Source organism: Wenxinia saemankumensis (assembly GCF_900141735.1).
Taxonomy (GTDB): domain Bacteria; phylum Pseudomonadota; class Alphaproteobacteria; order Rhodobacterales; family Rhodobacteraceae; genus Wenxinia; species Wenxinia saemankumensis.
Genome location: NZ_FQYO01000003.1, coordinates 686,640 through 707,875, shown reverse-complemented (window position 1 = coordinate 707,875; position 21,236 = coordinate 686,640). Strand labels below are relative to the sequence as shown.

Sequence of the window (21,236 nt, the reverse complement as noted above, 5' to 3'; positions counted from 1 at the left end):
CCCCCCCCCTCCCCGGCCGGGTCAGCGGGTCCGCGCCTCCTCCGCCTGCTTGACGCCGTCGTGGCACGGCTTGCAGAGGCACTGCAGGTTCGACCGCGCCCAGAACAGCGCGGGGTCGCCCCGGTGGGGCTCGATATGGTCGGCGGCCGTCTGGCCCTTCGCGCCCTCAATCCGCCCGCACATCGCGCAGGTGAAGGCAGCGGCGAGACGGACGTCCCAGCTCAGGCGCCGCCACCGGGCGGTGCCGTAGAGGTGGCGGAGCGGGTTGCGCCGGGCGGCCCGGTCGTCGTTCGGTAGGTAGGTCAGCGGCGCGTCGAGCCGGGAGAGGGACGAGCCGAGCGATTTCAGTCGGCCCATTCCTCTCCCTCTGCCTGCACGTTCCGCCTCTGACCCATGGTCCAGAAACGACGAAACCCCGCACTTGGCGGGGCTCGGGACGAGATGAAGGCCTTCATGACCTCGGCGTCTGAACCGGGTCGCGCCGCCCACCCGCCCGGCCGAAGTGCATCCCGCACGCGGCACCGGGCATAGGGCTCGATGGGCGCGAACCTAGTGGGCCGATTCGCGGCGTGTCAATCCCTCTTCGCGCGGTCGACCCTGACGAGGTCGCACTCGTCGACCTCGGTCTGCATCTCGCGACCGAAGATCTCGAGCCGCACTGACAGGCCGCCCGCCGCCGGGAGGTGCACTACCTCGCAGTGGAAGCCGGCGAACGGACCGGCGCGGAAGAGCGCTGTGTCCCCGGCCTTCAGCCTGTTGCGTTCGGCGAAGCGGATGGCGGCGCGGCGGCGACGATCCTCGGCCGCCTGGTCCATGCGCCGCATCGAGTGCAGCCGGCGGAGGCCGTCCGGGTTCAGCTTGCCCCAGCCGCCATGCGAGTCCCGGAGGGCATCGATGATGAACGGCCCGGCCGTCACCTCATGCGCGCGGGGCAGCCCGGGGAAGCGGGCGAAGACGAAGCCGGGCACGTAGCGGCTGACCGTCGTGCGCCGCCGGCCCCGAACGACCGTGGTCCGCTCGAGCACCGGGTGGAACGCATAGATCCCGCGCTTCTCCAACCACGCCTCGGCCTTCGCCTCGCATTGCGGCCGGGTGGTCAGGGCATACCAGCGATCCGGCCGGCCGGGGTCGAGGATCAGGCCGGGACCGGCGGGGGCCGCAGGCACCACGTCGCCGATCTTCAGGTCGAGCAGAGTCCGGGGAACGGTCATCGCGCACCGCCTTTCGGAAGTGGTACGACATCAGCCGAACCCTTGATGCTGTGCAGGTAGTCTCCCGCCGGATGCGCTTCTCTTCGCTCTGCCGCCATTAGGTCAGCTGCAGCTTGCAGCATCTCCACAGCCTCGCGGCTAGGCGACCACTCGTGCCCGGCCGGCCATGGTTGAGCGTTCCGGATCGCCCACCCAATCTCCCAGAGCGCCTGCGAATAGGCGTCGATCTCGGCCGCCGAGAGTGCGTTCTCACTCGCCGTTTCGTGCAGGCGCATAGCCTCCCGGCGTACCGCGTTGCTGAATTTTCCGCCCAGACCCAACGGGTCTTTTCTCCAATGGAACTTGGTCACGGGCGGACTTCCTTCCGAGCGCGCTCGGTCTTCACGAGGTCGGCGAGCATGGTGCGGCGGTCGAGATACCAGACCTCCCAGGCGACCTCGCCCGGATCGAGCGAGTGCGACCACTTCCGCCGGTCGGCCAGCACCTCGAGGCGGCGGGCATTCTCGGCCGCCTGGGAGGCGATGAGCCGGCGCGCCTGGTCGGAGACCGGCGGCGCGCGCCGGGCCTCGATGTAGCCGAAGGTCTCAACCAGCGTGCCCTCCCGTTCCGCCCGCGGGCCCTCGACGCTGCCGAACCACGACAGCACGAGCGGATCCTCGGTCAGCGGGCGCGGCTGCACCCGGTGGGCGAAACCGAGGAAGGTCGGGCGGTCGGGCCAGAAGGCCTTGGCCGACCCCTCGCCATGGACCTGCAGCATCCGGCGCAGCACGACCAGCTGGTCGTCGCCCATGTAGGCCAGCTCGTCGCACAGACCGTCGAGGAAGCGCCGGCCCTCGGCCTCGTCGTGGCCCTTCCTGAACCGGAAGCCGAGAGGGTCGAGCAGCAGGCGGCGCACCCGGTCGCGGTTCGTCTCGGGCCGGGGCTCCGGCGGTGCCAGGGGATCGGTCTGAACGGGGAGGGTCGAGGTCATCGGGCGGTCTCCGCTTTCGGGTTTCTCAGCATGCGACGCCAGCCGCCCGGAGCTCGGCCGGGGTCAGGAGGCCCAGGGCGATGATCCGGGCGACCATGTCGCGGGATACGGATTGGATAATGACGGCCGAGCGGCTCTCGATCTGCTCCGCCCACCACAGGGCGCTGGCGTCGGGATCGACGGCCTCGCGTGCGCGCCCGCGCGTATATGGTTCTTTACTATGGTTTGGGGGGCAATTTTGCCCCCTTTTCCCACGCAGATTTGCCCCCTTTTCGGGCCGCTGAAATGGGGGCACGGCTGCCCCCTTTTGGGCTGGAAATGGGTGCACGGTTGCCCCCTTTTTCGCAGCTGCGGCGGCCTTGTATTCGATGACTTGCGCGCGGCTGAGGAAGCTGATCCGGGCGGCGTTGCTGCGGCCGGGTCCGTTCGATTCGCGCACGATCCAGCCCGCGGCGACCAGCTCGGCGATGGCGCGTTTCGCTGTGTCGACTGAGAAGCCGAGCGTGACGCCGATATGCTTCGGGCCGGGATTGCACTCCCCGGTGGCACGGTTCGCATAATCGAGGGCAAGGGCATGCGCGACGAGGCGCGCGGTCGCGCTCAGGCCCGCGTCCCGCCGTACGCTCTCCATCCATTCCCAGCGCCGCGCCTCCCATTCACCGGGGGCGATCCTGCGCGGCGTTATGGCGCTTCTGTCGGCCCCGTGCCCGGACATGCCGTCCCCTCCCCGTCTGCCTCGGTGGTGTCACGCTCTTGCCGGCGGATGGTGATGGGCGGCCCGATGACCGAGCCGACGGCGACAAGGCCAAGCTCGCCCGCGAGGGCGGCAATGCGGTCGCGGTCGGCGCGCCAGGCGCCGCTGTCGAGGACGTGTGGCGGCAGGTGCGCCTTCGCCCACATCCACGCGTCGAGCAGGTCGCAGAGCCGCAGGAGCGCGCGCTCCTCGGCCGTCAGCAGCGCCACGGGGTCGACGCCCCAGAGCGCCCCGCGCGCATCGGCCTCCAGCCGCTCGAGCGCGCCCGCCGCATCCTCGTCGAGCGCGTCCTTCGCGGGCCGGGCCAGATCCCCGGCGACATACTCTCCGTCGTCATGCGCCAGCGCGGCGGCCAGCAGCTCGGCCCGGCACTCGGGATCGAGGGCCCGTACCAGCCGCGCGACGCGGCCCGCATGGCCGTCGGTGAAGTCGGACGTCCAGGAGAGGTCCGCGTTCATATGCCAGCGCCGGACGCGGCCGGCGCGCCAGAGGGCGTCGAGGTTCGGGGTCATGCGGCCTCCTCGGTCGCGTCATCCCGCCGCTCCGCCAGTTCCCGAAGGCGCGCATTCTCCCGCGCGGCCAGCTCGCGCATCCGGGCACCGACAGCCTCTTCCTGCAGCTCCCGGAAGCGCTCCCGCCAACAGCCCACCCGAAGGGGCAGATCGAGAGCCGCGACCCTGACCGACACCGCGGTCAGCCTCACGCCGAAGCGTTCGGCGATCTCGATCTTCGGCACGCCCTCCAGCCAGAGCCGGGTGAAGGCCGCGTCATCCTTGATCGTGCGGTTCGACCGGTTGCGGATCCGGCTCGGCAGTCCGCGGGTCCGGGCCCGCTGCGAAACCGCTTGGTGGGTGATCCCGAAGTGAGCTGCGATCTCAGCGATCGAGATCGTCCCGCAGCTCCAGAGCCGCTCGAACAGGGCTTCGTCCTGCCGGCCCCTATTGGGGGGCGTGTAGGACAGGCTGCCATCCGCTCGGCACTGCCCGGCGAAGGCCGCGATCGACCGTTCGGTACGGCCGAGGCGCCGCGCGATCTCGGGGTGGGTCACGCGATCGCGCAGCAGCGCGAGCCCCCGCGCCCGTTCCTCCTCCGTCCAGATCCGCCCCGACCGACCGGCCTTGCCTTCAGCGCGAAGCTTCGTCAGCCGGTTCTCGACGGCCCGGACGGACCGGCCCACCTTCACCGCGATCTGCGGCGCAGTCGCACCGCGCCGGTGCATTCGCGTGAGCGTCGCCTTCTGCTCTTTGGACCAGCGCGGGACGCTCATCAGCGCATTCCCAGCGCTTGGCAGTACATCTCCATGATGGCCTCTTCCTCGGCGACATCGTCGCGGTCGCGCTTGCGTAGCGCGATCACCTTGCGGAGGACTTTGGTGTCGTAGCCCCGGCCCTTGGCCTCGGCCATCACCTCCTTCTGCGCGTCAGCGATGTCTGCCTTCTCGGCCGCGAGGCGCTCGTATCGCTCGACGAACTGGCGCAGCTCCTCGCCGGCGACGGAGGCGGCGGTGTCCCGCACCTCGCGATCGGCATCGGTCTCGCGCATCGGCGTGCGGCCCTTGAGGCCGGCCGCGGCGCGGTTCAGGTCATCCGCCGTGAAGGGGCCGGACTCCGTCCCGTCCGGCAGTGTCACGGTCATCGTGGTGTCGGTCATCGCGCCTCCGGCAGGGTGAACAGGTGATCGCGGGCCGGGGCCAGCGCCGCCGGGGTCTCGGGGTAGTCCCCGGGCCGGGTCAGACGGGCGCGGCAGGGGGCGATCCATTCGAACAGCGTCGGACCGCGCCAGGCGCAGTCCCATACGATCCAGCAATAGGCGGTGGCCGAACTGACCTTCGCGTCGAGCCGGCCCTTCACCATCGGCACGCGCTCGGCGAACTGGAGGATCAGCGTGGGCGGATGCGGGCGGAACAGCTTCTCGAGCCGCTCGCCGCCCTCGAGGAAGGCCGTCCGCACCAGCAGCGCGACCCCCGCCCGCGCCTGTGCGAGCCCCGTTTCGGCGAACTCGCGCGCGAGGCGGAAGGGCGGGTTCGTGATGATCCAGTCCGGCCGCGCGTCCGGCGTGTCGAGCGCGAGGAGGAAGTCGCGGATCCCGTCCGGCTGCCACGTCCTGGGCCCGCCGTGATCGTGCACGTCGGTTGCGGTCACCCGGTCGAAGTACTCCGACAGCGGCCGGGCCATGTCGCCTTGCCCGCAGGCCGGCTCCCACGCCTGCAGCAGGTGCAGCGGCGCGCCGAGCGAGCCGAGCCGCTCGCAGAGGGCGCGCGTCGCCCAGGGCGGCGTCGGGAAGAAGTCGAGGCTGTCGGCCGGCTCGATCCTGCGGGCCATGACGGCGGGGCTGTTCGGGGCGCGGCCGGTCACCGTTTCCCCCGGAAAAGCGCGGCACCGGCCGAGACCGGCGCCGCCGAGGACAACAGGGAGGATGGGGCGCTCGCGATGCGGCCCGGACCGCGCCCCCGGTGGTCCGTTGCTGGGGGAAGGACTGACCCCCGGCCGCGGCGACAGGAAGAAAAGGGCCGCGCGGACCAGAGGGTTCCGCGCGGCAGTCGAGGCAGACAGAGCCGGGCGGCCCTGTCGTTCTGAAAGGGGGGGCGGCCGCCCGAGGGAGGAGGAAAGGGACGGCCGCCGGGGCCGCGCGCCGGGAGGAGATGGCGCGCGGTCATGCCAGCGCCTGCAGAAGGCGGGACGCGTAGACGAGGACGCAGAGCAGGCAGAACAGGACCGTGGCGCCGGGCGCGGCGCGCTCGTCATCGCGAGGAAGCGCGTAGCCGAAGGCGGCGGCAACGACGAGGGCGACCAGCAGCAGGAGAGCGGAGAGGACATGCAGTGCAATGCTCATGCTGCCCTCCGCTTGCCCGGCGCGTCCCGCTGGGGCAGCATCGCGGCATCGAAGTTCGCGCGGCAGCCGATCCCAACGACTGCCGCGCGTTTCCACAGGTACGGGAATAGGTGAAAACCCATGGAAATTCGCAGTTTTGCGAACGGAAGCGTGACGTTCATGGCAGGCGACCCCGGTCGTCCACGCACCGAGGAACGGCAAGGCAACGTCACGGTGGTAAACGAAGCACGCGCCTCCACACCGGACAGCTTTGAAGTGCGGTTCTTCGTCAGCTTCAGTGAAGAGACCGCGGGGATTGCGCACTCGCAGCACATCAACCTCTCCTCCGTTGTTCCGGTCTCGGATGAAGGGCTCGGTGCGCCATATCGAGAGATAGAGTCGAAAGGCGCCGCATCTCTTCCCGGAATGCTGCGGTCTCTCGCTGATGCTCTTGAAGCGAACATCGCAGAGACCGAACGCGCGCGCGCAGAATGATGATGGCGGTTAACTGAACGGCGGCGCAGAAAAGGCATAGGGCGACCGAGACAATCACGAGGCCGCCCTCCGCTTGCCCGGCGCGGCCCGCTGGGGCAGCATCGCGGCGTCATCGGTGGGGAGGGTGCGATGCTTAAGACCGGAACGGCCATGAAGGCCGTATTTTGTACCTTGGCATGCGCAGCACCCGCGAAAGCCGACGACCTCATCGACTTCGGCGAGGATGGCGTGCGCACCAGTTGCGAAGCGCGGTTCGGGCCGGACGAGGGGTACGTCGACACCTGTATGGACAGCCAACGAGAACACTATCGTGCCGTCAGGCGCGTCTGGCTGCTCGAGGGCGATATGGCACGCGAGGCTGCTCAGCGCTGCGTCGATGATGATTGGCCCCGATGGCACCTCATCCAGCGATGCACGGGCAATCAGGTGACTGCGCTGGTCGGGCTTCGGCGGTGGGCTGACGAGGATTCCACGCGTCGATACCTGATCATCGGACACTGCGCGGCAGAGAGCCCGGCCGACATCGTGGCAATCGAACGGTGCGCGCGCGGCGCCGCTGCAGCTCTGGGCGATCGGCAATAGCCTCACGCCGCATCCTCCTCGGGACGCGGCCGTTCGCCCCCCGCTTGATCGATCACAGCACGGTGACCATCTGACTTAGCAGATTGCGAAGTCTGCGAGGTCTGCACCGTGTCGAGCCGGCGAAATAGATGCTCTGGGACCGTCCGCGACCTCGCTGAGCAGAACTCGCGGACTGCGAAGAACCAGTGTGCAGGCATGATGTTCGACTTCACCGCACGGCTGACGACTTGCGTCGTCACACCGAGCTCGGTCTCGAACTCTTTCCTGCCGACGTCCTGGAGGAAGCTTTGAACGGTGATGTCAGTGTCTGCGCTCATGGCGCTAAACTACGCATTTTGCGTAGCGTGGCAATACGCAAATCGTTCAGTGCGGGCGATCTAGCATCGTGCAACGACTTCCCCATGCTGGAAGAGCTTGGAGACAATCGAGATGCCGTGGCTGCGCGCCTCAAGCGCGTGCGTGAGATACTCGGCCTGTCGAAGAAGGACTTCGCCGAGCGGGCCGGACTTACCGAACAGACATACGGACCGTTCGAGAACGGAAAGCGCGACCTGTCTCTGCAATCCGCGAAGGCCCTGCGAGCGACCTATGGTCTGCCGCTGGAGTTTCTGTACTTCGGAAAGATCGACGACCTCCCGACGAGGATCTCCAGGGCGCTCTGATCCAGCCCCTCGGTCAGCTCTTCCCAGAGGTCTAGCGGAAGCCCCGATCGATGGCGGGCGAGCTTCAGCAGCTGCAATCTCCGCTCGTCGTCCACACGCTCTCCCGAATCGTCCTCGCACAGATGTTCACCTTACACCCCCACATAGACCGGGAAAGCCCACCAGACACAACTACGCATTTTGCGAAGTTTACCGCTTGCAATACGCAAAATGCGTAGTAGCTTCCTCCTCACAAACCGTGAGGACCCGACATGCTTCCTTCCCCCTCGACCCCGCCGCTCCCGATCCTGCCGGGCGCGGCCGAGCCGATCCCGACCTACGGCCCGACCCGGATGGCCCCGCGCTTCGTGGGTGACTGCTGGGGCCGCCTCTGGGACACCACCGACCCCCGCCTGATCCACGCCCGCCCGGCGCCGACGACCCGGGTCCTCGCGCGGGGGGCGGTTCAGTGATTCCCCTGCTCCCCCACATCCGCCGCGCGCAGTTCCGCGTCATCGACGGCGGCCCCGCGCCGGCGCCCGCGCCGGTCCCTTCCGCCCCCTTCAGCCTCGACGCCGCCCGGCTCGCCGCGATCCCGAAGATCCGCCGCGCCGTCGCCCGCCGCGGCTTCCCGCTCCGCCCCGAGGGGCCGGCGGATGGTACGGAGGCGGCGTGATGTGCATCGCCCCTGACACGGACGAGATGCGCGTCATCCTGACGGCGCACAACGCCCTCACCTTCCCGCCGGTCGGCATCGACCCGGCCCGCGACCGCCTCGCCCACGCCCGCGCCATCCTCGCCGACATCGCGCATCACCCACGCGAGATGGCCGTCTGGGCCGCCGCCTGGGCGATGCAGCACGAGACCACCTATGCGGCGCAACTGGAGGCGAAGGCCACGCTGGCGCTGCTGATGCGGGACGCGGCGTGATGCGCCGTCACGAAATAGAACAGGGCTGGGTAGGCGTTCTGGAACAGCGCGCAGCACATCAAGTGCTTCGAGTCTGGCGAGTTGAGGCCCGTCCGTTCTGGTTCGGTCTTTTGCGCGAGAAGCGAACGCTCTTGGCCGTTCTCCCCAACACGTTCGGACAGGACGCGATGAGGTTGGCACACAGCATCGCCGATCACGACAAGACCGGCGAGCGCTTCACCCATTTCCACTACTGCCCCGCCCCGGCCGCCCCCGATGCCTGACCTCGCCACGCTCCTCTGCCTCCTCGCGATCCTCTCTTGCATCCCGGCGACCTGCGACGCGGCCGACCTCATGGGCTGGCGCGACCTGCCCGCGCTGGAGCGCGCCCGCCGCCCCCGCGCCGGGGCTGCCGCCGCCCTCCGCCTCAGCTGCTACCTCGTGCTGATCCCCACCCTCGTCACCCTTGCCGCCGCCCTGTCGGGCGGCGCGGCCTGCTGAACCACGGGAGACCATCGTGATCGCGCCCCTCCGGATCCTGATCGGCTGCGAGACCAGCGGCGTCGTTCGCCGCGCCTTCGCCGCCCGGGGCCACGACGTCTGGTCTTGCGACCTGCTGCCGGCCGAGGACGGCTCGAACCGGCACATCACCGGCGATGTGCGGGACTACCTCGCGGACGGCTGGGACCTGCTCGCCGTCTTCCACCCGCCCTGCACGCGGCTCTGCAACAGCGGCGTTCGCTGGCTGCACACTCCGCCGCCCGGCCGGACCCGCGCTGAAATGTGGGCGGAGCTCGACGAGGGTGCCGCGCTCTTCTCCGCCGTCTGGCAAGCGCCGGTCGAAAGGGTCGCCGTCGAGAACCCGGTGATGCACAAGCATGCCCGGGAGCGCCTGCCGGCCGGGCTGCCCCGGCCGCAGATCGTCCAGCCGTGGTGGTTCGGGGATCCGGCCTTCAAGGCGACCGGGCTTTACCTGCGCGGGCTCGACCCCCTCGCCGCGACCGACCGCCTCGACCCGCCCCGGAAGGCGACGGAGCCCGAGCGCCATGCCGCATGGTCGCAGGTTCACCGCGCCAGCCCCGGCCCGAACCGCTGGCGCGAGCGCTCGCGCACCTATCCCGGGATCGCTGAGGCGATGGCCGACCAATGGGGCGGCATCGTCACCGAACTGGAAAAGGCGCAGCGATGACCGTCTACGTCAAGGAACCGTGCGATCACCCGATGGGGCGAATTACGCCCGGCGGGACAGATAGCGACGGATCACCCTCAACAGGGTCAGGAAGAGCGAGTCACGCGGTGACATCCGACCGTACGAAACCCACACTGCCGGGCGGGTCGGGCTGCCCGGTTGGCTCTTTGCCTGTGTCATCACTTACATTTCCACTGATCTCGCCGACCTTCAAAATTTACCTGTGTGGCGAAAATGTGGTCGTCGCGGCAGAGTTGAACTGGCGCCCGCTGGAGGAGCCCTGCCACGCAAACGTGCTGCTGGAAATCGCGAATCGATGACCGAGGCCCGCCCCCTCTTTGCCAGCGAACGCCTCGCGGCCCGGCTGCTCGACATGAGCGCAGCCGAGTTCCGGCGACTGGTCGGGGTGGGCGCGCTGCCGGGGCCGATCAGGATCGGGCCGCATGAGCGGTGGAACGTGAAGGAGATCGAGGCCATCCTGTCCGGCGCCGCGATGTCACAGGATGAACCCGAATGGTGAAGCAGCCGGGCAAGCCGCACTTGCAGCGCAAGGTCGTAAAGGGGCGGGTCTACTGGTACTTCCGACGCGGGAAGGAATACATCCGCCTGCCCGACGATCCTGACAGCGCAGAGTTCGACGCGGCCTACTGGAAGATCCGCAGCGGCCGCGCGCACCGCGCCACGAAGACGACCTACGAGGCGCTGATCCAGTCCTACTACGCCTCGCCGGCCTACCTATCGAAGAAGCCCGGCACCCGGCGAGAGTACCGCCGCACGCTCGAGCTGATCCGCGAGAAGAACGGGCCGAAGGATTTCACCGCGCTCCGCCGCAAGCATGTCATCGCGGCCCGTGACACCTACGCCGAGACCTGGCGCAAGGCGAACGCGATGGTCGAGATGCTGTCGATCCTGGCGAAGCACGCGATCGACCTCGAATGGATCACGGCGAACCCGGCAAGCGGCGTCGAGAAGCTCAAGGGCGGCGAGTACGAGCCGTGGCCGGACGCCAAGCTGAAGGCCTTCGACGCCTACTGCATCGCCCAGCAGCTCACCGTCGAGCGCACGGCCTACATGCTCTGCACCGGGACCGGGCAGCGGATCGGCGACGTCATGGGAATGGCCTGGGACGACTTCGACGGGGAGTACATGCGCGTCCGCCAGGACAAGACGGACGAGCGGCTCTGGGTCGCGTGCCCCCGGTTCCTAGTCGATTACCTGGACGCCCTGCCCCGCACCGGGCGGCACATCCTCGCGAAGAACCTCACCCAGCCGCTCGACAAGCGCCGCGTCCAGGAGCGCGTCATGGCGGTCCGGCAGAAGATCGGGGCCGAGGCGTATGTGATCCATGGCTGGCGCTACAACGCGGCCGTCGCGCTCGCCGAGGCCGGCTGCAGCGACAGCGAGATCGCGTCGGTCACCGGGCACCGGACGATGGGGATGGTGGCGAAGTACCGGGCCCGCGCGAGCCAGCGCCGGCTTTCCCGCACGGCCCAGAATCGCCGAGAACAGAACGGGGGTGGAACGTGAATTCGGGAAACGATTGGGAAACGCCGTCCTCGGCATCCCTTCCCGCACCCGGTTGCGAAGCCACGATCCCCTTGCAAATAATGGATGGTGCGGGTGAAGGGACTCGAACCCCCACGCCTCGCGGCGCCAGAACCTAAATCTGGTGCGTCTACCAGTTCCGCCACACCCGCACGGCGCCTGCCCTAGCGCGGATCGCCCCCGCGCGCGAGGAGTTTCGTGGCGCCCGTGCCGCCCTCCCGGCGCGGCCGGCCCGGATCGGCACTTTTCCACGCGACAGGAACCTCCGCTTAACCCCATCCTGCGACACAAGCACGGACCGCGACACGAGTTCGCCCGCAAACCGACACGAGGCAGGATCACCCCTTGGGCATGAGCACCGAGACCGAAGAGCTGTTCTCCGCCGCGCTGTCCGCCCGGCTCGCCCGGGGCACGACGGGCGGCCTTCCCTCCGGCACGATCGTCCTGACCATGGACGGAGAGATGCCGGTGGAGCATCTGGCCCCCGGCGATCGCATCGTCACGCGGGAGGGCGGCATGGCCCGGATCCGCGAGATCCGCGTCCTGCGGCAGCGCATCGCGCCCGTCCGGGTCCGGGCCGGCACGTTCGGCCATGCCCGTCCGGGCGAGGATACGCTGCTCTCCCCGGCCACGCGGGTGCATCTGCGGGACTGGCGGGCCCGGGCGCTCTACGGCGCCGCCACCGCCGACATGCCGGCCGGGCGCCTCGTCGACGGCACCTTCGTCCTGAGGGAAGCGGCGCGCGAGATGCGCCTCCACGACGTCGTGCTGGACAGGCCGCAGACGCTCTATGCTGGCGGGCTGGAGCTGCGCTCCGCCTGAGGCGGAGTGCCCTTGCGGGCCGGCGGGCGGGGCGATGCCCCGCGCCAGCGGGGCGAGCGGCGGCCGGCGGCCGCCCCCCCTTCCCGTCCCCCCTCAGGCGCCGAGCGCGCGCAGCACGCCCGGCAGCGCCTCCGGCAGCTCCTCGGCGATCAGGCCCGGCCCGTGGGCCCGGGCGCACTCCACGTGAAGCCAGGCGCCGACCTCCGCCGCCTCGCGCGGGGCAAAGCCGCGCGCCAGCAGCCCCGCGACGAACCCCGCCAGCACGTCCCCCGCCCCGGCGGTGGCGAGCCAGGGCGCCGCGCGATCGTAGGCGGCGAGGTTCACCGCGCAGGTGCCGTCCGGGTCCGCGATCACCGTGTCCGGGCCCTTCAGCAGCAGCGTGCAGCCCGCCCGCCGGGCCGCCGCCCGCACGATGTCGACCTTCGAGGCGGCCGGCCCCCGCGTCGCCGCGCCCTCGATCCGGTCGGCGAGGTCGGGAAAGAGGCGCGCGAACTCGCCCGCATGGGGCGTCAGCACGCAGCCCGCATGCAGCCGCGCGAACAGGTCCGCATCGCGCGCCAGCAGCGTCAGCGCGTCCGCGTCGAGCACGGCCGGCCCTCCGCCGTCCAGCGCCGCGGCCACAAGCCCGACCTCCCGCGCACCGGTCCCCAGCCCCGGCCCGAGGCAGAGCGCCGGGTCCCGCCCCTCCGCCAGAAGGTCCGCCAGCTGCCCGGGATCCTTCACCGGGCGCAGCATGATCGCGTCCAGCTGCGCCGCGTTCTCGATCAGCGCCGCCGGCGGGCAGAGCAGCGTCACCGCCCCCGCCCCGATCCTCAGCGCCGCCCGCGCCGTCATCCGCGCCGCGCCGCCCCTGCCCACTCCGCCGGACAGGACCAGCACGCTGCCGTGGCTGTACTTGTGATCCGCCGCACCGGGGCCGGGCCGGGCCTTCGACAGGCCGGGCCGCCCGGCGGCGGGCCGGGCGGCGGGACGGTCGACCAGCCGCACGGGTCCGGCCCGATCGACGGCCGGCGCCTCCGCCAGCCCGAGATCGACCACGGCCAGCCGGCCGCAGCGCGCCGGCCCCTCGGCCAGCACATGGCCCGGTTTCGGTCGGTGGAAGGTGACGGTGAGATGCGCTCCCACATCTGCCGCGTCCGCGCCGCCCGGGATGCGGGCGAGGTCCTCGGGAAGCGGCGCCAGCACCCGCCCCGAATCGGCATCCAGCCCGGAGGGGATGTCGACGGCGACGACATAGGGACGCTGCTGGCTGCCGGTGGCCCAGAACGTCTCGGCCATCAGCCTGCGGAAGATCCCGGCCAGACCCGGATCGAGGACCACGCCACGGGTGAGACCGGTCCCGAAGAGGGCATCCACGACGAGGTCGAGCTTCTCCGGATCCCCCGCGGGATCTGCCGGCCCCGTCCGCTCCCACGCAGCGCGCGCGGCGGCGGCGTCCGGTCCCTGTCCGCCGGGCGTGCCGTGGAAATCCAGCTCGACCGCCCAGCCCCGCTCGCGCAGCAGCCGCGCGACGACGAACCCGTCGCCCCCGTTATTGCCGGGCCCGCAGAGCACGCGGGCCCGCCGCGAGCCCACGGCAAGGTCCGGCCACTCGGCGAGGACGGCATCCACGACGCCTTGCCCCGCCCGTTCCATCAGCGCGCTGCCCGTTGCCGCGCCGCGTTCCATCGCAGCCTGCTCGGCCGCTCGCATCTGTTCGGCGGTGAGGATCTCGATCACCGGCGCCTCCTTCTCAAACTGCCCTCGAAACAGGCATGCCGCCCATTTCCACGGCGGCGCATCTGGATTCCCGGTCCGCCCCGTGCCATCCCGGGCGGGTCCGATTGTGACCCGGGACGGGGAATGATCTTAGGCCATTTGACCCAGACGGGAGGAGTCGCGCGCATGAAGAAGATCGAGGCGATCATCAAGCCGTTCAAGCTCGACGAGGTGAAGGAAGCGCTCCAGGAGATCGGCGTGCAGGGCCTGTCCGTGGTCGAGGCCAAGGGCTTCGGCCGGCAGAAGGGCCATACCGAGCTCTATCGCGGCGCCGAATACGTCGTCGACTTCCTGCCCAAGGTGAAGATCGAGGTGATCCTCGCGGACGACCAGGTCGACACGGCCGTCGACGCGATCATCGGCGCCGCCCGGACCGACAAGATCGGCGACGGCAAGATCTTCGTCTCGCCGGTCGAGCAGGCGATCCGCATCCGCACGGGCGAAAGGGGCGACGACGCCCTCTGACCGCCCCCCCCCGTCGCTCTCAACCCCCCGGTTTCCAGACCATAGGAGAAAAGGTTCCATGGCCATCAAAGACGTCCTCAAGACGATCAAGGACGAGGAAGTCGTCTATGTCGACATCCGCTTCACCGATCCGCGCGGCAAGCTGCAGCACGTCACCGTCATGTCCGACCAGGTCGACGAGGACTTCCTCGAGGAAGGCTTCATGTTCGACGGCTCGTCCATTGCCGGCTGGAAGTCGATCGACCAGTCCGACATGAAGCTGATGCCCGATACCGAGAGCGCCTATGTCGACCCGTTCTACGCGGAGAAGACGCTCTGCCTGCACTGCACCGTGCTCGAGCCCGACACGATGGAGCCCTATGACCGCGATCCCCGCGGCACGGCCGAGCGCGCCGAGGCCTATCTCAAGGCCTCCGGCATCGGCGACCAGGCCTTCTTCGGGCCCGAGGCCGAGTTCTTCATCTTCGACGACGTGCGCTACTCGGTCACCATGAACAAGGTGTCCTACCAGGTCGACGCGATGGACGGCGCCTGGAACACGGATACCGAGTACGAGGTCGGCAATACCGGCCACCGTCCGGGCGTGAAGGGCGGCTACTTCCCCGTCAACCCGGTCGACGACGCGCAGGACATGCGCTCCGAGATGCTCTCGACGATGAAGCGGATCGGCATGAAGGTGGACAAGCACCACCACGAGGTCGCGTCCTGCCAGCACGAGCTTGGCCTGATCTTCGGCACGCTGACCAAGCAGGCCGACGAGATCCAGAAGTACAAGTACGTCATCCACAACGTGGCGCAGGCCTACGGCAAGTCGGCGACCTTCATGCCCAAGCCCATCGCGGGCGACAACGGCACCGGCATGCACGTCAACATGTCGATCTGGAAGGACGGCAAGCCGCTCTTCGCGGGCGACAAGTATGCCGACCTCTCTCAGGAGGCGCTGTGGTTCATCGGCGGCATCCTCAAGCATGCCAAGGCGCTGAACGCGATCACCAACCCGACGACCAACAGCTACAAGCGCCTGATCCCGGGCTTCGAGGCGCCGGTGCTGCGCGCCTATTCGGCCCGCAACCGCTCGGGCTGCGTCCGGATCCCGTGGGCCGAGAGCCCGAAGGCCAAGCGCGTCGAGGCCCGCTTCCCCGACCCGGCGGCAAACCCCTACCTCGCCTTCTCGGCCCTGCTGATGGCCGGCCTCGACGGGATCCGGAACAAGATCGACCCGGGCCCGTCCTCGGACAAGGATCTCTACGACCTGCCCCCCGAGGAGCTGGCGCAGATCCCGACGGTCTGCGGCTCGCTCCGCGAGGCGCTGGAAGAGCTGGAGAAGGACCACGAGTTCCTGCTGGCCGGTGACGTGTTCACCCGCGACCAGATCGAGGGCTACATGGCGCTGAAGTGGCAGGAGGTCTACTCCTACGAGCACACGCCGCACCCGATCGAGTACAAGCTCTACTATTCCTGCTGAGGCAGGCCCCGCACGATCCTGCGGAGGGCGCCCCAAGGGGGCGCCCTTCCTGTATGCGGGGGCAGGAAGTTGGGCCCCTCCCGCCATCCTGCCATCGTCCCCATGGAGGAAATCCGGCCAGTTTGTCCGCATTGTTCCCGAAATCACCCCAATCATCTCCCGGGTCGGTCTCAATCCCCTCTTAAGCCTGTCTTCGTAGACGGACCCGCAGGGTCCGCGCGAGAGGGGCTGAGACATGACGCAGACAAACGACATCGTCGTCATCGAGATGCTGTTCCGCCGCGACCCGGAGCTCCGCTTCGACGCGATCCTGCGGGAGCTGCGCGCCGCGCTGGCGCCGCTGGGCGCGACCGCCCCGGTGATGGAGGCGCCCAACCTCGCGCAGATCGCGCTGCGCGGCATCGACCTCTCCCTCGCCTGGGACGTGACGGAGGGGGCGGAACCCGCCTGGCACGTCTACGTCTCCGCTGCGCCCCGCCGGGCCGGGCAGGCCGACCGGGCCCTCGACATCGCCCGCACGATCGCCCGCCGCATCGGCGTGCGGCACGGCGCGGATCACCAGGTCTGGCACGAGATCGACGCACCGCTGGACCTGCCGGCCCTGCTCTCCCTGTCGGGCCGCATCGCGCCCCGGGCCGATCCCGCTCCGCCGGCCGGCGCCGGGGGGGCCGAGACGCCGCTCGACCGGTTGCTCGCGCTGACCAGCGCCGCGCAGTCCGCCCCCGCTCTCGCCCCCGCTCTCGCCCTCGTGCGCCCGTCCCACCCCGTCGCGATCCGGGCCGGTCGCAGCCGCCGTTCTGCCGTGCACTGCCGGGCCGAGGAGACGGCCCTGCGCGCCGCCATCCGGGGCCGGGGGGCGATCCGCGCCCTCGCCGATGCGACCGGCGCACGACTGGCCCGCACGCGGCTTGGCACGCCCGCCAATGCCGAGGGGCTCGGCACGCTCGTGGCCTTCGGCGCCTCTGCCGTGTGGCTGCTGCAGGTGCCGGGCGCGGCGTAGGCCTGCCCCGCCCTGCCAACGAAAAAGGGCGCCCGATGGGCGCCCCTCGTTCGTGTCCGCAAGGGGATCGACGTCAGCGGCGGTCCAGCATCTTCCAGGCGGCGGGCAGCGCCACGGCGGCCAGGGCGAGCTTCAGCGCGTCGCCGATCAGGAAGTTTCCGATGCCCCAGGTCCAGACGAAGCCCCAGCCCCGCTCGGCGGCAAAGAGCCAGGCCATCCAGGGCAGGCCGAAGGCGTAGATGATCGCGTTGCCGACCAGCAGCGCGCCGACCATGCCGCCGACGCTGCGCGACCAGCCGCGCCGCGCCAGCGCGCCCACGGCGAAGGCGGCGACGGCGAAGCCGACGAGGTAGCCCCCCGTCGGCCCGACGAGATAGGCCAGCCCCGCCTCGCTCCCGGTGAAGAGCGGCACGCCCGCCGCGCCGAGGGCGAGGTAGGCGATCAGCGTCGCCAGGCCCATCCGCGCGCCGTAGGCGGCGCCCAGCGACAGCACGGCGAAGGTCTGCATGGTGATCGGCACCGGCCACATCGGCACCCGGATCTTCGCCGCCGCCGCCATGAAGGCCACGCCCAGCGCCACGAGGACCACCTTGCGCAGCAGCGCCGCGCCCTCTCCCGTTCCGCCGATCCGGTCGATCAGCACGTCCCGGTTCATCGTCGCCGCCATGTCTGGCTCTCCCTTGGAATGTCTTTCCCCGGTGATGCCGCAACGCCCCCCGCCGCGCAAGACGGCAGCCCCTCACGCGCGGCGGTAGGTGGACGTCATCCGGTAATCCTTGCGCGGCCCCGTGACCCGCCAATCCAGCCGCCAGAGGGCCGGCAGCTCGAACCGGTAGGCGCCGAGATAAAGGTCCGGCGCGCAATCGTGCCGCACCGCGATCTCGCCCGTCCCCGGCACGACGTGGTGGAAGGGCCGCCCGTCCGCGAAGGAGACCGCGATCCCCGCGTCCAGCGGGGCCCAGTGGGTGCGCCGCTCGCCCCGCAACCCCGCCATCGACCCCGAGGTCCAGGTTCCGCTCTCGACGAACCAGCCATCCGCGCCCAGCCGGGCGCTCCCCTCGAACCGCGCCTCGTCGCCGCCGTCGCGGACGCGGCGCACGAGCTGCCAGTCCCCCAGGAACGGCCGCAGCGCGCCTAGCTCATCCACAGGACCTGCACCAACGTCGCCCCGACATAGACGCCCAGCATCGCCACGCTCTCGGTCCCGATCCTGAACGGCCCCTCCCGTTCGCGCAGGATCAGCCCCATCAGCAGCAGCGCCGTCATCGTCATGCCGACGGCCAGCCACATGAAATCGGCATCCGTGATCGCGTGGTAGAGCGAGCCCTCGCGGTAGCTGGCGTCGAAGGCCGACAGGAAGATCACGTCGTAGGTGTTGCCGCCGATGATCCCGCCCACGGCCAGCTGCATCGCCCCGCGCCGCACGGCAGTGATCGTCGTGACCAGTTCGGGCAGAGAGGTGACGACGGCGGTGCAGAGCGCGCCGATCACCGTCTCGGACACACCGAACCGGTCGACGATCTCGACCGCCGACTCGCTGACCAGGTAGCCGGCCCCGGCCAGCAGCGCCATCAGGCCGAAGAACTGCGCCACGGTCGAGGCGACGTCGCCGCGACTCACCGGCTCGTCCGGCTCGTCGAGACGCGTGGCGTCGGTCTCCTTCGGGGTCCACATCGGGCGCTCGCGGACCTGACGCGCGAGGTAGAGCCCCCCGACATAGACGACGAGGATCACGATCGAGGCGGGATGCACCTCCCAGAAGGTCCATTCCGGGATCGCCCAGGCGACCAGCGGCACCGAAAGCAGCAGCATCAGCAGCGCCGCCTGGAACAGGTTCGTCGCCTCGGCGCTGGCATGTTCCAGATTGGCCCGGCGATGGATCACGTCGGCGATCGCGAGATAGGCCGTCTGGGCGGCGATTCCCCCGATCCCGTTCGAGAAGGCGAGCGAGGCCCGCCCGTCCAGCGCGGCGTTGATCGAGACCACCGTCCCCGCCAGCGAGGTCGCGATGCCGAGCAGCATCATCCCGATGATCGCCTCGCCCATCCCCGTGATGTCGGCGATCCGGTCCGCGATCCGAACCATCCGCGTGCCGAGGACGAGGATCGCCAGCGCGCAGGCGGCGAGGACGGCGAAGAGCAGCGGCGTGGACAATCCGGCGAGCATGGCCCGCCACCTAAGGCCTCACGCCACCGTGACCAGTCCTTGCCGGGCCCGCCCGCGCTTGCCCCCGCCCCGGCCCCGGCCTAGACCGCGCCCGACCCCGCCCCCGACGCCGCGTTAACGGAGCCCGCCGATGATCCCCCGCTATGCCCGCCCCGAGATGACCGCCATCTGGGATCCCGCGACCAAGTTCCGCATCTGGTACGAGATCGAGGCCCATGCCTGCGACGCGATGGCCGATCTGGGCGTGATCCCGCGCGAGAATGCCGAGGCGGTCTGGAAGGCGAAGGATGTCGAGTTCGACGTGGCCCGCATCGACGAGATCGAGGCGGTGACGAAGCACGACGTGATCGCCTTCCTCACCCATCTGGCCGAGCATATCGGCTCGGACCAGGCGCGCTTCGTCCACCAGGGGATGACCTCGTCCGACGTTCTGGACACGACCTTCAACGTCCAGCTCGTCCGCGCCGCCGACATCCTGATCGCCGATCTCGACCGGCTTCTCGAGGCGCTGAAGCGCCGCGCCTACGAGCACAAGGACACGGTCCGGATAGGCCGCTCGCACGGCATCCATGCCGAGCCGACCACGATGGGCCTGACCTTCGCCCGGTTCTACGCCGAGATGGACCGCAACCGGAACCGGCTGGAAAAGGCCCGGTGGGAGGTGGCGACGGGCGCGATCTCGGGCGCCGTCGGCACCTTTGCCAACATCGACCCGGCGGTGGAGGCGCATGTCTGCGGGAAGCTCGGCCTGCGGCCCGAGCCCATCTCCACCCAGGTGATCCCGCGCGACCGGCACGCGATGTTCTTCGCCACGCTCGGCGTCGTCGCCTCCTCGATCGAGAACATCGCGACCGAGATCCGGCACATGCAGCGGACCGAGGTGCTCGAGGCCGAGGAGTTCTTCTCCAAGGGGCAGAAGGGCTCGTCCGCGATGCCGCACAAGCGCAACCCCGTCCTGACCGAGAACCTGACCGGACTCGCCCGGCTCGTCCGCTCCGCCGTGACGCCCGCGCTCGAGAACGTGGCCCTCTGGCACGAGCGCGACATCAGCCATTCCAGCGTCGAGCGCGGGATCGGGCCGGACGCCACGATCCATCTCGACTTCGCGCTGAACCGCCTCGCCGGCGTGATCGACAAGCTGGTCGTCTATCCGCAGGCGATGCTGGACAACATGAACAGGTTCCGCGGCCTGGTGATGAGCCAGCGCGTCCTGCTCGCGCTCACCCAGGCCGGCGTCAGCCGCGAGGACGCCTATGCCCTCGTCCAGCGCAACGCGATGAAGGTCTGGGAACAGGGCGCCGATTTCAGAACCGAGCTGCTGGCCGATCCCGACGTGACCGCCGCGCTGACCCCCGAGCAGATCGAGGAGAAGTTCGACCTCGGCTACCACACCAAGCATGTCGACACGATCTTCGCCCGCGTCTTCGAGGCGCAGCCGAACCGCGAGATCTGACGCCGGAGCAGGGGCCGCGCCGCCCGGGCATGTGACGAAAGCGTGAGGTGAAGGGCGCTTGACGCGGGGACAGGAGATCCCCGACGCTTCGTCATGTCCTTTCATGACGGGAGCCTCCCCATGACGAAGACCCTGCTCGCGGCCCTGGCCGCCGCCCTCCTTCTCCCCGCCGCCGCCTTCGCCCAGTGCGAGCGGGAGGAGGCGTCGATGTCCTGCGCCGACGGCACCGTCTGGGATGCCGAGCAGGAGGTCTGCGTCCCCGTCTCCAGCTAGGGGCGACGGTCGGCCCGGTCAGGCGGCGCGGCGGCTCTCGGCCCCCGCGACCGGCGACCTCATCGCGGGCTGCAGCGTCCGGTTGCGCGCCGATGCCGGCATGTCGATCACCGCGTAGCGCCGCCCGTCCTCGGGACAGGTATAGGCCGCCCCACGGCGCTCGGCCGCGTAGCCAAGTTGTCGCAGCGTGCGGACCATCGGCAGCGGCGAGAGCGACATCACCCGCTCGCCGCCATGGTCGCGGACGATCCCGCAGATGCGGTCCAGCAGGCCGGTGATCGCGTCGGCCCGCGCGGCACGGGTGGCGAGGCGGCGCGACAGGACGAAGCGCGTGCATTCCCAGCAACGGGCGAAGTCCGTCTCACCGGGAACGATCGCGGGGTCGATCCCGGGCAGCAACCCGTCCCTCGCATCGCGCAGCATGTTGGAATGCCGGCCCCACGCGGCGGTCATGCTCATGCCGCGCGCGCCGCCGAGGACCGCCCCGCCCTCGGTCGCCAGGACGTAATGCGCGGCGGGGTTGTCGTACTGATCCATCTCCACCTCGTCGTCATGGGGCAGGTCCCAGTGAAGGCCGTCGACGAAGTATCTCTTCCTCAGGCCGAGGTAGTCGTAGAAGGCGGCGCCATGCCGATGCGCGGTGGCGAGCGTGAAATCTATGACGATCATGGATAACCTCCGGTTGCGGTGGCCGGAGGATGACGTCAGTCGGGGGTTCTGTCAGTCG

Annotated in this window: 33 protein-coding genes and 1 tRNA gene; 17 read left to right on the top strand and 17 right to left on the bottom strand. The window is 69.9% G+C overall.

Going from position 1 to position 21,236, the window contains the following annotated elements; translation table 11 throughout:
* Positions 1-21: 21 nt before the first annotated feature.
* From BUE30_RS11040 to BUE30_RS11000, 10 genes are all read right to left on the bottom strand, one after another.
* Positions 22-357: an HNH endonuclease signature motif containing protein gene (locus BUE30_RS11040; protein ID WP_073330037.1), complete on the bottom strand. Its 336-nt coding sequence runs from the start codon at positions 355-357 to the stop codon at positions 22-24.
* Between the two features lie 215 nt (positions 358-572).
* Positions 573-1,211 (bottom strand): transcription termination/antitermination protein NusG, encoded by a 639-nt coding sequence (gene nusG, locus BUE30_RS11035; protein WP_073330034.1) that lies wholly within the window; start codon positions 1,209-1,211, stop codon positions 573-575.
* A complete protein-coding gene (locus tag BUE30_RS17545; RefSeq protein WP_139300535.1) occupies positions 1,208-1,561 on the bottom strand; it encodes a hypothetical protein in 354 nt (117 codons plus the stop codon). The genes nusG and BUE30_RS17545 overlap by 4 nt, the downstream gene beginning before the upstream one ends.
* Positions 1,558-2,181, bottom strand: coding sequence for a hypothetical protein (locus BUE30_RS11030; protein WP_083601336.1), 624 nt, complete (start codon positions 2,179-2,181; stop codon positions 1,558-1,560). The genes BUE30_RS17545 and BUE30_RS11030 overlap by 4 nt, the downstream gene beginning before the upstream one ends.
* 25 nt (positions 2,182-2,206) lie before the next feature.
* Positions 2,207-2,896 carry a helix-turn-helix domain-containing protein gene (locus tag BUE30_RS17540; protein ID WP_073330031.1) on the bottom strand — a complete coding sequence of 230 codons (690 nt, stop codon included), beginning with the start codon at positions 2,894-2,896 and terminating at the stop codon, positions 2,207-2,209.
* A complete protein-coding gene (locus tag BUE30_RS11020; protein WP_073330028.1) occupies positions 2,863-3,447 on the bottom strand; it encodes a hypothetical protein in 585 nt (194 codons plus the stop codon). The genes BUE30_RS17540 and BUE30_RS11020 overlap by 34 nt, the downstream gene beginning before the upstream one ends.
* Positions 3,444-4,202, bottom strand: a complete 759-nt coding sequence (locus BUE30_RS11015) for a hypothetical protein (RefSeq protein ID WP_139300534.1) — start codon at positions 4,200-4,202, stop codon at positions 3,444-3,446. Before BUE30_RS11015 ends, BUE30_RS11020 begins: the two co-directional genes overlap by 4 nt.
* Entirely contained in the window at positions 4,202-4,477 is a 276-nt protein-coding gene (locus BUE30_RS11010) for a DUF2312 domain-containing protein (RefSeq protein ID WP_073330363.1), read from the bottom strand. Before BUE30_RS11010 ends, BUE30_RS11015 begins: the two co-directional genes overlap by 1 nt.
* 104 nt (positions 4,478-4,581) lie before the next feature.
* Positions 4,582-5,289: a class I SAM-dependent methyltransferase gene (locus tag BUE30_RS11005; protein WP_212590716.1), complete on the bottom strand. Its 708-nt coding sequence runs from the start codon at positions 5,287-5,289 to the stop codon at positions 4,582-4,584.
* 298 nt (positions 5,290-5,587) lie between these two features.
* Positions 5,588-5,767 carry a hypothetical protein gene (locus tag BUE30_RS11000; RefSeq protein ID WP_073330022.1) on the bottom strand — a complete coding sequence of 60 codons (180 nt, stop codon included), beginning with the start codon at positions 5,765-5,767 and terminating at the stop codon, positions 5,588-5,590.
* Between the two features lie 120 nt (positions 5,768-5,887).
* On the opposite strand from BUE30_RS11000, the gene BUE30_RS17535 reads away from it, so the two are divergent.
* Together BUE30_RS17535 and BUE30_RS10995 are read left to right on the top strand one after the other, a co-directional pair.
* Positions 5,888-6,241: a hypothetical protein gene (locus BUE30_RS17535; RefSeq protein ID WP_139300533.1), complete on the top strand. Its 354-nt coding sequence runs from the start codon at positions 5,888-5,890 to the stop codon at positions 6,239-6,241.
* 129 nt (positions 6,242-6,370) lie between these two features.
* Positions 6,371-6,823 carry a hypothetical protein gene (locus BUE30_RS10995; RefSeq protein WP_139300532.1) on the top strand — a complete coding sequence of 151 codons (453 nt, stop codon included), beginning with the start codon at positions 6,371-6,373 and terminating at the stop codon, positions 6,821-6,823.
* Positions 6,824-6,825: 2 nt separating this feature from the next.
* Here BUE30_RS10995 and BUE30_RS17350 read toward each other — a convergent pair whose 3' ends face one another.
* Complete coding sequence (locus tag BUE30_RS17350) at positions 6,826-7,140, bottom strand: hypothetical protein (RefSeq protein ID WP_083601335.1); 315 nt, start codon at positions 7,138-7,140, stop codon at positions 6,826-6,828.
* 84 nt (positions 7,141-7,224) lie between these two features.
* Here BUE30_RS17350 and BUE30_RS10990 point away from each other — a divergent pair, with 84 nt between their 5' ends.
* From BUE30_RS10990 to BUE30_RS10955, 9 genes are all read left to right on the top strand, one after another.
* A complete protein-coding gene (locus BUE30_RS10990) occupies positions 7,225-7,485 on the top strand; it encodes a helix-turn-helix transcriptional regulator (RefSeq protein ID WP_083601334.1) in 261 nt (86 codons plus the stop codon).
* A gap of 251 nt (positions 7,486-7,736) precedes the next feature.
* Entirely contained in the window at positions 7,737-7,937 is a 201-nt protein-coding gene (locus BUE30_RS10985) for a hypothetical protein (protein WP_073330016.1), read from the top strand.
* Positions 7,934-8,140: a hypothetical protein gene (locus BUE30_RS10980; protein ID WP_073330013.1), complete on the top strand. Its 207-nt coding sequence runs from the start codon at positions 7,934-7,936 to the stop codon at positions 8,138-8,140. Before BUE30_RS10985 ends, BUE30_RS10980 begins: the two co-directional genes overlap by 4 nt.
* On the top strand, positions 8,140-8,394 hold the full coding sequence (locus BUE30_RS10975; protein ID WP_073330010.1) for a hypothetical protein: 255 nt from the start codon (positions 8,140-8,142) through the stop codon (positions 8,392-8,394). Before BUE30_RS10980 ends, BUE30_RS10975 begins: the two co-directional genes overlap by 1 nt.
* Before the next feature lie 255 nt (positions 8,395-8,649).
* Entirely contained in the window at positions 8,650-8,874 is a 225-nt protein-coding gene (locus BUE30_RS10970; protein ID WP_073330007.1) for a hypothetical protein, read from the top strand.
* 16 nt (positions 8,875-8,890) lie between these two features.
* Entirely contained in the window at positions 8,891-9,562 is a 672-nt protein-coding gene (locus BUE30_RS10965) for a hypothetical protein (RefSeq protein ID WP_073330005.1), read from the top strand.
* Entirely contained in the window at positions 9,559-9,882 is a 324-nt protein-coding gene (locus tag BUE30_RS17530) for a hypothetical protein (RefSeq protein WP_139300531.1), read from the top strand. Before BUE30_RS10965 ends, BUE30_RS17530 begins: the two co-directional genes overlap by 4 nt.
* On the top strand, positions 9,879-10,082 hold the full coding sequence (locus BUE30_RS10960) for a hypothetical protein (protein ID WP_073330002.1): 204 nt from the start codon (positions 9,879-9,881) through the stop codon (positions 10,080-10,082). Before BUE30_RS17530 ends, BUE30_RS10960 begins: the two co-directional genes overlap by 4 nt.
* Complete coding sequence (locus tag BUE30_RS10955) at positions 10,076-11,089, top strand: tyrosine-type recombinase/integrase (protein WP_073329999.1); 1,014 nt, start codon at positions 10,076-10,078, stop codon at positions 11,087-11,089. The genes BUE30_RS10960 and BUE30_RS10955 overlap by 7 nt, the downstream gene beginning before the upstream one ends.
* An 85-nt stretch (positions 11,090-11,174) precedes the next feature.
* On the opposite strand, the gene BUE30_RS10950 is transcribed toward BUE30_RS10955, so the two are convergent.
* A tRNA-Leu gene (locus BUE30_RS10950) sits at positions 11,175-11,259 on the bottom strand.
* Between the two features lie 199 nt (positions 11,260-11,458).
* Here BUE30_RS10950 and BUE30_RS10945 point away from each other — a divergent pair.
* On the top strand, positions 11,459-11,929 hold the full coding sequence (locus BUE30_RS10945; RefSeq protein WP_073329996.1) for a Hint domain-containing protein: 471 nt from the start codon (positions 11,459-11,461) through the stop codon (positions 11,927-11,929).
* A 93-nt stretch (positions 11,930-12,022) separates the two neighbouring features.
* On the opposite strand, the gene BUE30_RS10940 is transcribed toward BUE30_RS10945, so the two are convergent.
* The gene (locus tag BUE30_RS10940; protein WP_073329993.1) at positions 12,023-13,648 is read right to left on the bottom strand and encodes a bifunctional ADP-dependent NAD(P)H-hydrate dehydratase/NAD(P)H-hydrate epimerase; all 1,626 of its coding nucleotides are present in this window, start codon (positions 13,646-13,648) and stop codon (positions 12,023-12,025) included.
* Between the two features lie 165 nt (positions 13,649-13,813).
* Between BUE30_RS10940 and BUE30_RS10935 the strand changes: the two genes are divergently transcribed.
* The 3 genes from BUE30_RS10935 (at position 13,814) to BUE30_RS10925 (ending at position 16,617) form a co-directional block, all read left to right on the top strand.
* Positions 13,814-14,152, top strand: coding sequence for a P-II family nitrogen regulator (locus tag BUE30_RS10935; protein WP_073329990.1), 339 nt, complete (start codon positions 13,814-13,816; stop codon positions 14,150-14,152).
* A 58-nt stretch (positions 14,153-14,210) separates the two neighbouring features.
* Positions 14,211-15,617: a type I glutamate--ammonia ligase gene (gene glnA, locus BUE30_RS10930; RefSeq protein ID WP_073329986.1), complete on the top strand. Its 1,407-nt coding sequence runs from the start codon at positions 14,211-14,213 to the stop codon at positions 15,615-15,617.
* A 235-nt stretch (positions 15,618-15,852) separates the two neighbouring features.
* Positions 15,853-16,617, top strand: coding sequence for a hypothetical protein (locus tag BUE30_RS10925; protein ID WP_073329984.1), 765 nt, complete (start codon positions 15,853-15,855; stop codon positions 16,615-16,617).
* 73 nt (positions 16,618-16,690) lie between these two features.
* Here BUE30_RS10925 and BUE30_RS10920 read toward each other — a convergent pair whose 3' ends face one another.
* The 3 genes from BUE30_RS10920 to BUE30_RS10910 all read right to left on the bottom strand — a co-directional run bounded on the left by BUE30_RS10920 (position 16,691) and on the right by BUE30_RS10910 (position 18,783).
* Positions 16,691-17,284: a biotin transporter BioY gene (locus BUE30_RS10920; RefSeq protein WP_073329982.1), complete on the bottom strand. Its 594-nt coding sequence runs from the start codon at positions 17,282-17,284 to the stop codon at positions 16,691-16,693.
* A gap of 72 nt (positions 17,285-17,356) precedes the next feature.
* A complete protein-coding gene (locus tag BUE30_RS10915) occupies positions 17,357-17,764 on the bottom strand; it encodes a DUF6314 family protein (RefSeq protein ID WP_073329980.1) in 408 nt (135 codons plus the stop codon).
* Positions 17,752-18,783, bottom strand: coding sequence for a sodium:calcium antiporter (locus BUE30_RS10910; protein ID WP_073329977.1), 1,032 nt, complete (start codon positions 18,781-18,783; stop codon positions 17,752-17,754). The genes BUE30_RS10915 and BUE30_RS10910 overlap by 13 nt, the downstream gene beginning before the upstream one ends.
* Positions 18,784-18,913: 130 nt before the next feature.
* Here BUE30_RS10910 and purB point away from each other — a divergent pair, with 130 nt between their 5' ends.
* Positions 18,914-20,236, top strand: a complete 1,323-nt coding sequence (purB, locus tag BUE30_RS10905; RefSeq protein WP_073329974.1) for an adenylosuccinate lyase — start codon at positions 18,914-18,916, stop codon at positions 20,234-20,236.
* A 120-nt stretch (positions 20,237-20,356) separates the two neighbouring features.
* Positions 20,357-20,509: an adenylosuccinate lyase gene (locus BUE30_RS10900; protein ID WP_139300530.1), complete on the top strand. Its 153-nt coding sequence runs from the start codon at positions 20,357-20,359 to the stop codon at positions 20,507-20,509.
* Positions 20,510-20,527: 18 nt separating this feature from the next.
* On the opposite strand, the gene BUE30_RS10895 is transcribed toward BUE30_RS10900, so the two are convergent.
* Positions 20,528-21,178: an acyl-homoserine-lactone synthase gene (locus tag BUE30_RS10895; protein WP_073329969.1), complete on the bottom strand. Its 651-nt coding sequence runs from the start codon at positions 21,176-21,178 to the stop codon at positions 20,528-20,530.
* Positions 21,179-21,236 lie beyond the last annotated feature (58 nt).